This is a genomic window from Pseudofrankia sp. EUN1h (assembly GCF_001854645.1).
GTDB classification, from domain to species: domain Bacteria; phylum Actinomycetota; class Actinomycetes; order Frankiales; family Frankiaceae; genus Pseudofrankia; species Pseudofrankia saprophytica.
The window spans coordinates 97,021-111,475 of sequence record NZ_MBLN01000014.1; the positions used below are offsets into that span (position 1 = coordinate 97,021).

The window sequence follows — 14,455 nt, forward strand, 5'->3', positions numbered from 1 at the left end:
CGGGTCTGGACGCACGGAGGCTCCCGGCGCGTCCCTCTCGCCCGCCGCGGCCGTCACCGCCTTGCCACCAGGTTCGGGCAGAAACATCACGGTGAGCACGTCGGATCAGCTGACCGCCGCCATCGCCGGCGCCCGCCCCGGCGACACCATCAACCTCGCCGACGGCACCTACACCGGCAAGGAGGCGGTTGGGAAATACACGGGAAGCTTCTCCGTCACGACGGCGGGGACCGCGACCGCCCCCATCACGCTCCGCGGGGGGCGCGGCGCCGTCATCGACGGCGGTGGTGCCGGCGGCCACTACGGGCTGTACCTGGTGAAGGCCGACTACTGGCAGATCCAGGGAATCTCCGTGACGAACGCGACCAAAGGCGTGGTGCTCGACGGCTCAAACCATGTCCTGATCGACCGTGTCAGGGTCTCCAACACCGGGCAGGAGGGGGTTCACTTCCGCGCCTTCTCCAGCGACAACACCATCTCGAACTCCGACGTGACGGCCACGGGCAGGCGCTCGGCCGGATATGGCGAGGGGGTCTACATCGGCAGCGCCCACTCGAACTGGGGCACCTACACCGGCGGCCGGCCGGACGCCTCGGACCGCAACAAGGTCATCGGCAACACCTTCAGCGACACCGCCGCCGAGAATATCGACATCAAAGAAGGCAGCACCGGCGGTCTTATCCAGGGAAACCACTTCGACGGCGCTGGCACGGGGCAGACGAAGGATGGCGTCCGCAAGGCCGCGAACTCCGCCGACTCGTGGATCGACGTCAAGGGCAACAACTACACGATCATTGACAACACCGGCGCCCACGCCCTCTCCAACGGCTTTGAGATCCACAACGTCAAGGATGGCTGGGGCAGGGGCAACGCCTTCCACAACAACACCCTCGACGTCGACGCATACATCACCGACGACCCCAAGCACTCGGGCTTCGGTTTCTGGGTACAGAACACCGCTACCGGCAACGTCGTCGGCTGCGACAACACGGTCACCAACGCGGTGTCCGGGTTCGCGAACGTCGCCTGCACGCCGCGAAGCAGCTGATCACCAGGACGTACGGGCCCGATGGCTCCCCGCGACGCGCCCACGATCCCGCGAGGATCAGGCGAGCTGATCGCGCAGCCACGAGAGCGGGCGGCCGTCGAGTTTCGCCAGGCCCTCCTCGGCGGTCATCGCGGTCGAGGCGGCGACAGGAAACCGCCGCAGCATTCGGGACCCGGGGTAGTAGACGAGGCGCTCGTCGAATTCCAGGCAGAGCCGGAACGAGGCGACCCAGGAGGCAACCCTTTCGTCCGCGCCCCGCGCGGCGAGCAGCGCCTCCGCACTGGAGAAGCGTTCGAYGGTCTCCTGCGGATCCTTCCGGTCGATCGAGTAATAGGCGTAGACGTTCTCGATTGGGTCGAAGAAGTAGCCGAACTCGTGCCACTGATCGGCCTCAATGGTCAACACCGGGTAGGCCTTCGAGGTGACGGCGACGAACTCGCGCACGGAGAGCTGATCGTCAGGCATGTCCCGCACTTTACAACTCGAAGCGGGCGGCGGCGTCCTGCGCTATCCGCGCTATCCGCGCTCGTAGCTCGCTTTCAAAGGCCGGCGTGGTCCAGTCGTCACCGGCGAACTCGGTCCCCACATCGGCTGTGACCTCACCCACCCGCCGGTCACCGTCGAATACCCTGACCCGGTAGTAACAGACTTCGCGGTACTGGTCGTAGCTGTCGAACTCCGCCGTCCATGAAAGCCGCCCGTCGACGGTCCTGCTCGTCGCGAACTCGGGCCAGGAGAATTCCATTGGGCCGGGACCAGGACCGCCTACGTGCCGTTGTCCTGTCTGCCCGTGGCCAGCAGGTCCTCCGTCTGGACATCCGGGAGGAACAGTGCCGCGATCGCCGCCGCGGCGGCGAGAACCGTGATCGCGATGGCGACGGTGTGCAGGGCGGGCACCTGCCCGACGCGGGCGCTGCGCTGGGTGAACAGGGTCGCGACGATCCCGATCCCGAACGAGCCGAGAACCCGCTGGACGACGTTGAAGGCGGTGTTCGCGTCCGCCTGCTGCTCGGGTCGCAGTGGCTCGGTCGCCACCAGGACCAGCGGCGTGATGACCAGCCCCACGGCCGCGGCGCGCAGCGTGAGGATCAGCCCGGTGAGCCACAGCGGGGTTCCCGCGCCGATCGCGAACAGGCCCGCGCTGGAGGCGACCAGCAGAAGGAACCCGCCGAGGACCGTGGGACGTACCCCGATCCGCGCGGCGGCGCCCGCGCCCGCCAGGGTGCCGACGCCGGTCACGATCCCCTGCGGCAGCAGCGCCACGCCGGTGATGAACGCCGAATGGCCCTGGCCCGACTCMAGGAAGATCGGGACCACGAACACGATCGACCAGGCCGCGACCGACGCCGCCCCACACAGGGTGAAGGCCAGCGCCACGGACCCCTGGCGCAGGATCGACAGGTCGAGCGCCGGGTGCGGGATCCGGCCGGACCGGACCGCGTAGACGGCTAGTACGGCGACGCCGCCGACGATCGGCCCCCACGTCGCGGGCGGCGTCAGGGCGCCGCGGGTGATGCGGTCGACGCCGTAGAACACGGCCACCAGCCCGACCGCGAGCAGGCCGAGACCGGCGAGGTCAGGCCGGGCCGCCGGCTGGGCCGGTGGCCCGAGGTTCGCGGGCAGCCGCCGGGCCGCGGCGACGGCCAGCAGCCCGATCGGCACGTTGATCAGGAAGATGGCCCGCCAGCCCTCGCCGCCGCCGATCGCGCCGAGCAGCATGCCGCCGATGCTCGGGCCGAGCGCCGGGCCGAGGAAGAGCAGGACGCCCGCGGCCGGGGACATCCGCCTCGACCCGCCGGACCCGCCGAGCAGCATCGACATCGCCAGCGGCACGAGCGGCGCGCCCGCGAGGCCCTGCAGCACCCGGGCGGCGATGAGCACCCCCACGCCCGGTGCCGCCCCGCACAGCGCAGACGCGGCGGTGAAGGCGGCGAGGAAGGCGGTGTAGGTGGGAATGGTGCCGAACCGCCGCGACAGATAAGAGGTGAGCACGAGCCCTGTGCCGAGGGCCAGCAGGTAACCGCTGACGATCCACTGCACCGTCGGCAGCGACGTGCCCGTCTGCCGGGAGATCGGCTCGACCGCGACGTTGACGATGCTGGAGTCGAGCATCGTCAACAGCGGGCCGGCGAGCAGCGCGTACTGCGCGCCCGGACGGAACCTGACCACCGGCGATGTAGCCGTATCGGCGGTCGTGTCCGGCATGGCCTCGGTCACCACGTCCATGCCTCCTCGCTGACCTGCGGCATCGTGTGTCGGCCTTACTGCCCGGCTAGGTGCTCATCGTGGCATGCGTCGTTTGCGCGCCTCGGGTCGGGACGCGCGCGGACGGGCGTTTGGTCCGGGAGGAACACACCCGGGCCACCTCGCACGCGTCAGCGCGACGCGGAATCCGCGACCAGCGCCGCCGCGGCCTGGTCGGCCGCCGGGACGATCCCGGCCGCGCGTTCCAGGCCCTCGATCTCGGCCAGCCAAAGCCTGGCCAGTTCCGCGGCGCGCGGCGCGGGCACGGTGAAGCCGGCCGTGGCCGTCCGCCCGAGGCCACCGAGCGTGACCACCACCTGCCGACGCCCCTCCCGCGCGGGCGGCACCGGCATCGCCGCGGTGACCGGAGCTCCCGCCACCGCCAGCGGCCCGGGAATCGGCCCCAGATTCGTCGTGTTCACCGCGGCCTTGCGAAGTTCCTGGCCGCCGCCGATGGTCCGGCGGCCGAACCGGCTGGGCACCCGGTCGGACCAGAAGCGATCGCTGAGGCTCGCGCTCGAACCCCCTTTGTAGGGGGCGGTCTGGCGGCACACCTGCTCGAAACGCTCGCCTGGCGAGGTGAGCTCCAGGGGCAGTGCCACCCGGGTCGCCACGAAAGCGTTGCCGAGGATGGAGCGCTCGGCTGGGCGCCGGGCGCTGACCGAGAGCACCGTCCGCACCGGCAACTGATCCAGCGGCGACGACCAGGCCGCGAGCGCCCCGCCCATGCCGACCAGATAGACGTCGTTGACGGAGGCGCCGTAGGCCTGGCCGACCGCGCGCAGCCGGTCGACCTCGATGGACGCCCAGCCCATGCTGTGGCCATCGGCGGCGGGACCAGTGAGCGCCGCGAGCGCCCCGGACGGCCCTGCCCACGTCGTGGCCTGACGCCGCGCGGCCGACACCAGCCCCCCGGGCGTGAGCTTCCCGGTCCGCATCCAGGCCGGGCCCGTGGTGGCCCCGGCCGCCGCCTCATCGCCGAACAGGAACGTCAACACCCGGTTCTGCGAGAGACCGTCCACCCAGACGTGGCTGGACCGGAACAGGACATGGACGTCGCCCGTGTCGGGGCTGGTGAGCAGGCCGACCTCCCAGGCCGGCCTGTCCAGCGGCATCACCATCCCCGAGAGCCGCCCGGCCGTCGCCCGCAGGTCGTCCTCGGTGGCGCCCGCCGGCAGCGGGTACTCCCGCACGTGCCGGGTCACGTCGATCTCCCCGTCCGCCTCCCAGCGCGGCGCGCGGCCACGACGCGTCACCAGCCGCTCCGTGAGCACGGGGAATGCCCGGACACGGTCGAGAACCGCGGCCCGGACCTCGTCGAGATCCGGCGACCCGGACATCCGTAGCAGGTAACCGCTGACGCTGACCGGACGGGTCGGATAGGCCCGCTGGAAGTCGAGCATGTACCGGTCCATCGGGCTCAGCCGCCGGCCACCCGGGTACGCACCGTAAAGAGGCTCCGCGCCGTCGATGGAATCCGAGCGCATCTCGACCCCCGTCTCGCGACGCGGGCCCTACGCCGACGCCGAACCCGCCCCGCGCGGGAAGGGTTTCCACCGCTCCTGGCCGAGGCCGAGAGCCACGCGTGACCGTAACGCCCTGTATGGGCGGTACTGCGACGGGCCAGCAGCCTACTGGCGCCCCAACGGGCGACCGCAAGGAGGTCGCGGATCGGATACACCGCCTCAAAGCGCTGAGCCCGAGCACCGGCGACGGGCCGAGCGAGCACATCAGCCGCCTGGCCGGGCTCCCACTCGGCGCACCCAGCGCCTCCCGGCCGCACCCAACGCCACCCGGCGCCACCCGGCCGCACCGCACCGCACCGGACTGGCCAGGCCGCCGGACGGCCCCGGGATCGACGGCTCGAGACCGAATGAACGTTCCAGCGGTTTGGCGGCGTGCCTGGAAACATTCGGAGTCCRCCGTCCGCATTGCGCGTGCCGGTCGCATACTCGGCAGGCGATCAATGGGCCGCCGGGACGGATGGCCGAGGGGCGTCCAGATGCACCGATCATGGCGCATGATCCGCTGCCCGAGCCGGCCTGGAACTCTTATCTTCGTGAATCTTCAACGGAGTCCGCACTCGCCGCGCGATTACACCTCGACCTCGGGCCAGAGGTAGTCATAAAACAGTACCCACCCTGTCGCGTCGGCGACATCGTCCTCTCCGGCCGCCCGAGCTCCCTGTCTAGTATCTGTCCTCGGCCCGGGGTTGCCAACACCCGGGCCCGAACCTTCCAAAGCCGTAGACAATGCCATCTCCCCAGGTCAGAGYGCTGCCCGCACCCAACCGTTCCCGGGCGCCCTGGGAGYGGACTCCCAGGCGGACCAGGAAAGACCGGGATCACTTGCCGGATTTTTCCCAGGTCCGGGGACCGCCGCCCACCTATATTCATCCTTGTCGTTCGGCTTACGACCGGCATCGCCGCACGGTCGGCACCCCGCCGCCGCCGCACGCCGGAGGTAAACCGGTTTCCAGCTCAGCCAGGGAGCCAGTCGTGAAAATCGCGCGGCGAACCGTCTGCGTTATCCAGGGCGGTCCGCGATGACAAGGTCGGGCGGCGAGACGGAAAGGCGCGAGCGGGCCACGGCGATCGCCGGCGGCCACGCGGACGCGCGAGCCCTCACCGCTGTCGACAAGATCACCCTTGGATACCAGCGGGCGTATCCACGGACCCGGCTGGCGGTCGGAAACCTGCTGGTCGGCCATGGGCCGGCCCCGGAGATCCAGGAGCTGCGAGACCTGGTCGCGGACCGGGCGCGCGCCTTTCCCCCGCTGACCCACCGGGTCACGCCGGCGGGATGGGGCCGCCTGGTCTGGACGCCCGACACCGACTTCGACCCCGCGTCACACGTCCATGGGTACCGGCTGCCGGCCGGATCCGGGTTCGCCGGGCTGCGCGAGGCGATCGAGCGGCTGTCCGCCATCGAGATCTCGCTGAAGACGCCGCCGTGGCAGCTCTGGCTGCTCCATGGCGACCGTCCCGACGGCTTCGCCCTGCTCTTCCGCGGCAGCCACGCCCAGATGGACGGAGCGGCCCTGGACGTGGTCCTGGGAAAGCTGTTCGGCCAGTCCAGCCCGGAGGAGCCCCGGGCGCCTCGGCGCCCGTTGCCGGAGCAACGCCGGTACAGCCCTCTGACGGTCGGTAAGGCGCTCGCGCGCTCGGTGGGCTGGCTCGCCAGCACCACCGCGATCGCCCCGTTCACCGGGGCCCCGACCGGCGAAACCCGCCACGCCTGGCTGGAGATCGACCTTGCCAGGCTGCGGACGATCGGGCGGGCGTACGTGGCGACCGTGAACGACATCTTCCTCGCCGCGCTCGCCGGCGCCCTGCGGGCGTGGTGCCCGCCGGAAGCCGGCACCACCGGCACCACCCGGTGGGTCCGGCGGCGCGCGGTACACGCCGCGATGCCGGTCAGCACCCGTCTCGCGGCGCAGCGGGAGGTGGTGAGCAACTACCTGACCACCGTGCGGATCGCGCTGCCTTACGGCGAGGCGTCGATGCGCGGGCGGGTCGACGCGATCCGTCGGCAGACCATCCAGCTCAAGAGGAACGGAACCCCGGGGGTCGCCGAGCGCCTCTTCCTCTGGACGGTCCCGGCGCCGTTGCGGACCGCGGTGCTGTCCACCGGGATCGCCACCCGCGGCTTCGCGCTCACGGCGTCCAACCCGGCCGGCCTCACCGGTCCCTTCGAGGTCCTCGGCCGGCCGATCATCGACGCCGTCCCCGTGCCGCCCGTCCCCGCCGGCCAGCGCCTGGCGGTGCTGCTGAGCGGGCTCGACGAGCAGGTGCGCGTCGGCTTCTCGACGGACGCCTCGGTGCCCGGCCATGAACGCCTGGCCGAGCTGTTCGCCGCCGAGCTCGACGCCCTCGAGGCCGAGGCTGGCATTCACCAGGACCCGTCCGACGGCGCGGTGGCACGCCCGGTGGGCAGCCTCGTCGGGCCGACCAGCCCGAGCGCCCCGGACTCCCCCGCTACGCACTTCCCGGCCCAGGACTCTCCCGGCACGCACTCCCTCGGTACCCCCGTCCCACAGTTCCCCATCCCGCACTCCCTCGGCATCCCTGCCACGGGCTCCGACCCACGATCGGCCGACGCGCCGGTCGCGGGCACGGGCGCGGGCGCGGGCGCGACCAGCCAGACCAGACAGTGACGAAAGAGCGGTTCAGCGATGACCATGCATGCACGCCTGGTTGATCTCGTGGCGGTGACGACGCCAGACCCGGACGCCGCGTCCCCCGCCGTTCCCACGACTCCCACGTCCGCGGCCGACCTCGTGGACGCCGCGGACCTCGCGGACCTCGCGGGCCTGCGGGTCCTGGTGGTCGGTACCGGTCTGATCGGCACATCGGTCGGCATGGCGCTGCGCCGGCACGGGACCGACGTCCTGCTCTACGACCGGTACCCGGCCCAGTCCGCCGTGGCGGCCCGTCGCGGTGCCGGTCGGGTCTGGCCCTTCCCCGGCCCCCGTCAGGCCGGCCTCGCCGGGCCGCGCCCGGTCGATGCCGCGGACGCCGGCGCCCGCGGCGCGCAGGCGGACGACCCCGCGGCCGACGCGGGCGACCCCGCGGCGAGCGCCGGGCAGGCCGTCGACCACGTCGTGATCGCCGTTCCCCCGCGCGACGTGGGCCACACGCTCGTCGCCTGGCAGCGCCTGCTTCCCGGGGCGACGTTCAGCGACACGGCGTCGGTGAAGGTCGAGCCGCTGACCGACGCCGAGCGCCTCGGCGCGGACATGTCCCGGATCTGCGGCGCCCACCCGGTGGCCGGCCGCGAGCGCGGCGGTCCCGAATGGGCCGTGGCGGACCTGTTCGCCAACCGGCCCTGGGTCATCACCCCGTCGGCGGCGACGTCGCGGCTCGCCCAGCGGCACGCGAGCCTCATGGCCGTCGGCTGCGGCGCCTGGGTCGCGCACCTCGACCCGCGCACGCACGACTTCGCTCTCGGCCTGCTCAGCCATCTGCCGCACATCGTGGCCAGCGCCTTCGCGGCTCGGCTGGCGACGATGCCGGAGGACCTCGCCCGCCTCGCCGGTCCCGGCCTGATGGACTTCACCCGGATCGCGGGGGCGAACGCCGACCTCTGGACGGAGATCGTCGGAGCCAACGCGTCCCCGCTGGCGGACCTGCTCGCCGACGTCGTCGCCGACCTCGACCGGGTGCGCGACGCCCTCGGCGCGGGCGCGGTCCAGGGCAGCGGGACCGATCCGGTCGTCGAGTCGCTGTTCCGGATGGGGAACACGGGCCGCTGTCGGCTGGAGGCGGCGAAGGCCCTGCCAGCCCCTCGGACGGCCATCGACGACCACATCGGCGGTGTCGACGGGCGGATGTCCGCATGACCACCGAGGCCGCGGGCAGGCTCGACCCGCTCGTCGCCGGGCTGCTCCCCTCGCCGTCGCCGGTTCGTTTCCTCGACCCCGGCGGCGAGCCCGTCGACGAGCACGACGGCTACCGGCCACCGGCGGACGAGCTGCTGGTCCGGGCGTACGAGGCCATGACGCTGGTCCGCCGCCTCGACACCCAGGCCACGGCGCTGGCCAGGCAGGGCCGGATCGCGGCCTTCCCGTCGTCATCGGGCCAGGAGGCGTGCCAGGCCGGCGCGGCGCTGGCGCTGCGCCCGCGCGACTGGCTGTTCCCGACCTACCGGGACAGCGGCGCGCTGCTGTCGCGGGGCGTGGACCCCCTGGAGGTGCTGGCCCCTGTCCGCGGGCACCGGCACTGCGGCTACGACCCCCGCGCCCACCGGTGCGCGCCGATGAGCACGCCGCTGGCGACCCAGGCGCCGCACGGCACGGGCCTGGCCGTCGCGGCCCGCTGGCAGGGCACGGACGAGGTCGCGCTCGTCCTTCTCGGCGACGGCGCGACCAGCGAGGGTGACTTCCACGAGGCGCTGAACTTCGCCGCGGTGTTCCGCGCCCCGGTGGTGTTCCTGGTGCAGAACAACCGCTACGCGATCAGTGTCCCCGTCTCCCGGCAGAGCGCGGCGCCGTCGCTGGCCTACAAGGGCATCGGCTACGGGGTACGCGCCGAGCAGGTCGACGGCAACGACGCCGTCGCCGTCCTGTCGGTGCTGGCCGAGGCCGTGGACCACGCCCGGGCCGGCCTCGGGCCGATGCTGGTCGAGGCGCACACCTACCGCATGGGGCCGCACACCAGCGCGGACGACGCGAGCCGCTACCGGGACGACGGTGAGGTGGCGATCTGGCGGGCGCGGGACCCGATCGAACGCCTGCGGGCGTACCTGCGCGGGCGGGGCCTGCTCGACGACGCGGCCGAGGCGGCCGTCGCGGCGCGGGCGGAGGCGCTCGCCGCCCGAGTCAGGGCCGGCGTGGCCGAGGACCCGTCGGTCGAGCCGACGGAGATCCTCGACCAGGTCTACGCCGTCGCGCCGGCCTTCCTGGCCGAGCAGCGCGCGGCGCTGCTGTCCGAACTCGACGCGGAGGGCGGGGCCGCGCGATGACCACGAGCCAGCACGTCAGGCCGGGCGCCTCGTCCCCGGGCGGGCAGGTGGGCCCGGCGGGAGACGGTACGGACCGGGCGGCGGCGGTGACCATGACGCAGGCGCTCAACCGGGCGCTGCGGGACGCGATGGCGGCGGACGACCGGGTGCTGGTCCTCGGCGAGGACGTGGGCCGCCTCGGCGGCGTCTTCCGCGTCACCGACGGTCTGCAGGGCGCCTTCGGCGAGCGGCGCTGCTTCGACACACCACTGGCGGAGGCCGGGATCGTCGGGTTCGCGGTGGGCCTGGCGATGTACGGCCTGCGGCCGGTCGTGGAGCTGCAGTTCGACGCGTTCGCCTATCCGGCGTTCGAGCAGGTGGTAAGTCACGTGGCGAAGCTGGGCGCGCGCACCGCGGGCCGCCTCCGGCCGGGCATGGTGCTGCGGATCCCCTACGGCGGCGGGGTGGGCGCGGTCGAGCACCACTCCGACAGCTCGGAGGCGTACTACGCGCACACGGCCGGCCTGAAGGTCGTGACCCCGGCGACGGTCGCGGACGCCTACTCCCTGCTGCGGGACGCGATCGACGATCCCGACCCGGTGGTGTTCCTGGAGCCGAAACGGCTGTACTGGAACCGTTCACCGGTGGACCTGCCCGTGCGGACCGAGCCGCTGGGCCGGGCAGCCGTGCGTCGGACCGGGCGGGACGTGACGGTGGTGACGTACGGGGCGACCGTCCCGGTCGCGCTGGAGGCCGCCCAGGTCGCCGCCGGGCACGGCTGGGATGTCGAGGTCGTCGACCTGCGCTCGATCGTGCCGTTCGACGACGACACGGTCGTCGCCAGCGTGCGGCGCACCGGCCGCTGCGTGGTCCTGCACGAGGCCCAGGGATTCGCCGGGGTCGGCGCGGAGATCGCGGCCCGCGTCCAGGAACGCTGCTTCCACTCGCTGGCGGCGCCGGTCCTGCGGGTGACCGGGTGGGACATCCCATACCCAGCTCCGAAGCTGGAGCACCACCACCAGCCGGGCGTCGCGCGCGTCCTGGCCGCGTTCGAGCGCCTGCAGTGGGACGACGAACCGGACACCCGCTGGCTCGACACGGGCGGGGGCCTGGCGTCATGAACGGTTCGCGTGGCGGTGCCGCCACGGCCTCAGCGACCTCCACCAGTCCTGGGGCCGGCGTCGCCGAGTTCGCCGTCCCCGATCTCGGCGAGGGGCTGACCGACGCGGTCGTGGTGCGGTGGCTCGTCGAGGTCGGGGACCCGGTCGAGATCGACCAGCCGATCGTGGAGATGGAGTCGGCGAAGGCGCTCGTCGAGATTCCCTGCCCGTACGCCGGGATCGTCGAGGCCCGCCACGGCGGCGAGGGCGACGTCCTGCCGGTCGGCTCACCCCTCGTGCGGGTCCGGGAGCGGGCCGCCGCGGTCACCGACCGGCCGGCCGGTCGCACCGACCAGCCGGCCGCGCCGGCGCTCGTCGGCTTCGGCCCCGCCGCGGCGGGGCCCAGCGCGGCCAGGCGGCCGCGGCCGCCGAAGCCGGTCACCCACGCCGCCGCGGGCGATCAGGCCGCGCAAGCCGCCGACGGCACCCCGGCCACTCCGGCCAACGCGGCCAACGCGGCCAACGCCCCGAGGATCATCTCGCCCGTGGTCCGGCGGCTCGCCCAGGCCGCGGGTCTCGATCTGGCCACGGTCGCCGCCACGGCCACCGGCGCCGGCGGCGTCATCCGCCGGGCGGACGTGGAACGTCTCCTGGCCTCGCCCGGTCACGCCGAGAGCCATCCCCCGGCGTCCCCTGAGCCGCCAGCCGCGCCCGCGATCCGCCGGATTCCGCTGGCGGCCAGGCGGGTGGTCGCGGAGCGGATGACACGCAGCCGCAGGGAGATCCCGGAGGCGACGGCCTGGCGCGACGTGGACTTCACCGACCTGCTCGCGGCCCGTGAGGCGATCAACGCTGACAGCCGGGACCGGCCGGTGAGCGTGCCCGGCCTGCTGGCCAGGATCTGCGTCGCGGGGCTCGCGCGCCATCCCGAGCTCAACGCCACCGTCGACACCGAGCGGGGCGAGATCGTCCAGTATCGGTCGGTCAACCTGGGATTCGCGATCGCCGGCGCCCGGGGCCTCGTCGTCCCGGTCATCCCGAACTCCGACGCGATGACGGCGCCAGCGCTGTCCGAACGGCTCCAGGAACTGACCTCCCGGGCCCAGGCCGGCTCGTTGACTCCGGCCGAGCTCACCGCGGGCACGTTCACCATCAACAACCACGGCGCACTCGGCACGGACGGCGCGGTCCCGATCATCAACCATCCCGAGGTCGCGCAGCTCGCGGTGGGCCGGATCGCCGAGCGGCCCTGGGTCGTGGACGGCGAGATCCGACCGCGGCGGGTGGCTCAGCTCACCGTCGCCTTCGACCACCGCGCCTGCGACGGCGCACCGGTGGCCGGCTTCATCACCTTCCTGGCCCGCTGCGTCGAGCAGCCGCTTCTCATGATCTCCGAACTGTAGATCGAACTGTAGGAAAGAAGGACGAGGTACCAAAGATGGGCGCGCGAACCGGCAAGGAGTTCCTCGAGGGGCTGGTGGACGACCGCGAGGTCTGGCTGGACGGCGAACGAGTGGCCGACGTGACCGCGCATCCGCGGACCGCCGGCGCCGCCAGGACCCTCGCGGGCCTGTTCGACCTGCAGCACGAGCGGCCCGACCAGTTCCTGGCCGTGGAGCCGGAGAGCGGGGAGACGGTCGCGGTCACGCACCTGATCCCCCGCTCGGCCGCGGACCTGGCCCGCCGGCACGAGGCGATCGCCGGCATCGCCCGGCGCACCCTGGGGCTGATGGGCCGCAGCCCCGACTACCTCAACGTCACGCTCGCCGGCTTCGCCGGGCGTCCGGACGTGTTCAGGCGCGGCGGCAACGACGAGGGCACCGCCAACCTGCTCGCGTACCACCGTCAGGTCATGCGCGACGACCTTGCGCTGACCCACGCGATTGTCAACCCGACCGTCGACCGGTCGATGCCGGAGACCGCGGCCGGCGGCGGCGAGATCGTCGTCCACAAGGTGGCCGACACCTCGGAAGGGATCGTGGTGCGCGGCGCCCGGGCGCTGGCGACCCTCGCGCCGTTCGCCGACGAGATCTTCGTCTATCCCGGCTACCCGCTGGCCGAGGGCGACGAGCGCTACGCCGTGATCTTCGCCATCCCGATGTCCACGCCGGGCCTGAAGGTGCTCTGCCGGGACAGCTACTCCTCGACGGCGCCGGCGGCCGACGCGCCCCTGTCGAGCCGGTTCGACGAGCAGGACGCCGTCATCGTCTTCGACGACGTCGAGGTGCCGCGCCACCGCGTCTTCCTCGACGGCGACGTGGACCTCTACAACCGCGTCATGCAGCGGTCCGGCTGGACCGCCAACGTCATGCAGCAGACGACGATCCGGGCCGTCTCGAAGCTCCAGTTCGCCTGGGAGCTCGCGACCAGGATGGCCGGGGCCGTCAACAACACCAGCCCCGCGGCCGTTGAGATGCTCGGCGAGATCTGGAGCTACCTGGAGCTGACCCGGTCGACGCTGRCCGCCGCGGAGGCCGGCGCCCACGAGTGGGGGTCGGGAACCTGGTTCTGCGCCGAGCCGCCGTTCGCGGYCCTGCGCCCCACGCTGCCCCGCTGGTTCCCCAGGGTGACCGAGATCATCAAGCTGCTGGGGAGCCACAGCCTGCTGGCCACCCCGACCCAGGCCGAGCTGGCGAACCCGCTGCTGCGCCCGCTGGTGGACCGCTACTACCAGGGCGCGAACGGCCTGCCCGCCGACGAGCGGACGGCGCTGTTCCGGCTGGCCTGGGACTTCGTCGGCACCAGCCTGGCGGGCCGCTCCGACCTGTACGAGCGGTTCTACCTCGGCTCGCCGGGCCGTTTCCTGCAGCTCGCCCAGCGCCAGGCGGCCCGCGGCGCCGACTTCGCCCTGGTCGACTCGGTCCTGTCCTGATCCTCGCCGCCCGAACGCCCGTACGGCCGCCGGGGAGGGCTGAGCATTCCCCGAACGTGACCTGCACGCTCCCGGTCCGCCCGACGTGTCTCGGTCGACCCGGTCAGCCACACACGGTGTCGAGGCATGTACGGCTGAGCGGGCCGTAGACCGCCGAAAGCAGCCCGACGGGTATGGCGGACCACAGCCCGATCCGCCCGCCACCCAGATGACCTCCCCCCGCGGCACCAGCAGACCTCGAAGCGCGGCATCTGACCGCGTCTATAGACACGCCCAGATGCCACAGTTCACCCGAGGATGATCGGACTGTGGCATCTGAGCGTGTCTATCGGCACGCTGACGTGCCACGGTTCGGCGATGGGGCGGGTGCCGCGGGTGATCGGGCGGAGTCTCAGGCGCCAGGAATGCGGAGACTCCGCCCGATCACGTAGTGGTGGGCGACGCGCCCGCGGGCTGGCGGGCACCGCCGCCCCCGAGCCGCGGCGGTGCCCCCCAGCGGCGCGCTTCCCGCTCGCGGCCTGAGCAGGAAGCACGCTGCCATGTCGGACGCCACCGCCTGGCGAGACGTTGCGCGATCGATCGGTCCAGTCCGGACCAATCCAGGCTGGACCGAGCCGAGCCGGATCAACCACAGCGGGCCTGGCCAAAGCCAACCGAGCCAGATCGAGCCGGATCGGAGCGACAACGACGGCGAACCGCCGGTATCGCTCGCGCGGCGGACGTGCCAGTGAGCGATGCCGGCGAGAGYGG

General features: G+C 72.8%; 11 protein-coding genes. 7 read left to right on the plus strand and 4 right to left on the minus strand.

The window, feature by feature from the left end; genetic code table 11:
• Nucleotides 1–91: 91 nt before the first annotated feature.
• Complete coding sequence (locus BCD49_RS05375) at nt 92–1,048, plus strand: right-handed parallel beta-helix repeat-containing protein (RefSeq protein WP_051466379.1); 957 nt, start codon at nt 92–94, stop codon at nt 1,046–1,048.
• A 57-nt stretch (nt 1,049–1,105) separates the two neighbouring features.
• On the opposite strand, the gene BCD49_RS05380 is transcribed toward BCD49_RS05375, so the two are convergent.
• The 4 genes from BCD49_RS05380 to BCD49_RS05395 form a co-directional block, all read right to left on the minus strand.
• The gene (locus BCD49_RS05380) at nt 1,106–1,513 is read right to left on the minus strand and encodes a hypothetical protein (RefSeq protein WP_071041257.1); all 408 of its coding nucleotides are present in this window, start codon (nt 1,511–1,513) and stop codon (nt 1,106–1,108) included.
• Nucleotides 1,514–1,523: 10 nt separating this feature from the next.
• Nucleotides 1,524–1,793 (minus strand): hypothetical protein, encoded by a 270-nt coding sequence (locus BCD49_RS05385; RefSeq protein WP_007509304.1) that lies wholly within the window; start codon nt 1,791–1,793, stop codon nt 1,524–1,526.
• A gap of 20 nt (nt 1,794–1,813) precedes the next feature.
• Nucleotides 1,814–3,274, minus strand: a complete 1,461-nt coding sequence (locus BCD49_RS05390; protein WP_106410281.1) for an MFS transporter — start codon at nt 3,272–3,274, stop codon at nt 1,814–1,816.
• Between the two features lie 149 nt (nt 3,275–3,423).
• Nucleotides 3,424–4,779, minus strand: a complete 1,356-nt coding sequence (locus tag BCD49_RS05395; protein WP_007509301.1) for a wax ester/triacylglycerol synthase domain-containing protein — start codon at nt 4,777–4,779, stop codon at nt 3,424–3,426.
• 1,058 nt (nt 4,780–5,837) lie between these two features.
• On the opposite strand from BCD49_RS05395, the gene BCD49_RS05400 reads away from it, so the two are divergent.
• The 6 genes from BCD49_RS05400 to BCD49_RS05425 all read left to right on the plus strand — a co-directional run bounded on the left by BCD49_RS05400 (nt 5,838) and on the right by BCD49_RS05425 (nt 13,705).
• Entirely contained in the window at nt 5,838–7,448 is a 1,611-nt protein-coding gene (locus BCD49_RS05400) for a wax ester/triacylglycerol synthase domain-containing protein (protein ID WP_007509300.1), read from the plus strand.
• Nucleotides 7,449–7,466: 18 nt separating this feature from the next.
• Nucleotides 7,467–8,633, plus strand: coding sequence for a prephenate dehydrogenase/arogenate dehydrogenase family protein (locus BCD49_RS05405; RefSeq protein ID WP_007509299.1), 1,167 nt, complete (start codon nt 7,467–7,469; stop codon nt 8,631–8,633).
• Entirely contained in the window at nt 8,630–9,754 is a 1,125-nt protein-coding gene (gene pdhA / locus BCD49_RS05410) for a pyruvate dehydrogenase (acetyl-transferring) E1 component subunit alpha (protein WP_007509298.1), read from the plus strand. The genes BCD49_RS05405 and pdhA overlap by 4 nt, the downstream gene beginning before the upstream one ends.
• A gap of 92 nt (nt 9,755–9,846) precedes the next feature.
• On the plus strand, nt 9,847–10,854 hold the full coding sequence (locus tag BCD49_RS05415; RefSeq protein WP_035929695.1) for an alpha-ketoacid dehydrogenase subunit beta: 1,008 nt from the start codon (nt 9,847–9,849) through the stop codon (nt 10,852–10,854).
• Nucleotides 10,851–12,236, plus strand: coding sequence for a dihydrolipoamide acetyltransferase family protein (locus BCD49_RS05420; RefSeq protein WP_051466380.1), 1,386 nt, complete (start codon nt 10,851–10,853; stop codon nt 12,234–12,236). Before BCD49_RS05415 ends, BCD49_RS05420 begins: the two co-directional genes overlap by 4 nt.
• Before the next feature lie 35 nt (nt 12,237–12,271).
• Nucleotides 12,272–13,705 (plus strand): 4-hydroxyphenylacetate 3-hydroxylase family protein, encoded by a 1,434-nt coding sequence (locus BCD49_RS05425; RefSeq protein WP_071041232.1) that lies wholly within the window; start codon nt 12,272–12,274, stop codon nt 13,703–13,705.
• Nucleotides 13,706–14,455: the final 750 nt, after the last annotated feature.

What these genes read in the sequence shown, in the direction of transcription:
- BCD49_RS05385 (WP_007509304.1), bottom strand. Translation starts at nt 1,793, where the DNA reads ATGGAATTCTCCTGGCCCGAGTTCGCGACGAGCAGGACCGTCGACGGG.
- BCD49_RS05395 (WP_007509301.1), bottom strand. Translation starts at nt 4,779, where the DNA reads ATGCGCTCGGATTCCATCGACGGCGCGGAGCCTCTTTACGGTGCGTAC.
- BCD49_RS05405 (WP_007509299.1), top strand. Translation starts at nt 7,467, where the DNA reads ATGACCATGCATGCACGCCTGGTTGATCTCGTGGCGGTGACGACGCCA.
- BCD49_RS05400 (WP_007509300.1), top strand. Translation starts at nt 5,838, where the DNA reads ATGACAAGGTCGGGCGGCGAGACGGAAAGGCGCGAGCGGGCCACGGCG.
- BCD49_RS05415 (WP_035929695.1), top strand. Translation starts at nt 9,847, where the DNA reads ATGACGCAGGCGCTCAACCGGGCGCTGCGGGACGCGATGGCGGCGGAC.
- BCD49_RS05420 (WP_051466380.1), top strand. Translation starts at nt 10,851, where the DNA reads ATGAACGGTTCGCGTGGCGGTGCCGCCACGGCCTCAGCGACCTCCACC.
- pdhA (WP_007509298.1), top strand. Translation starts at nt 8,630, where the DNA reads ATGACCACCGAGGCCGCGGGCAGGCTCGACCCGCTCGTCGCCGGGCTG.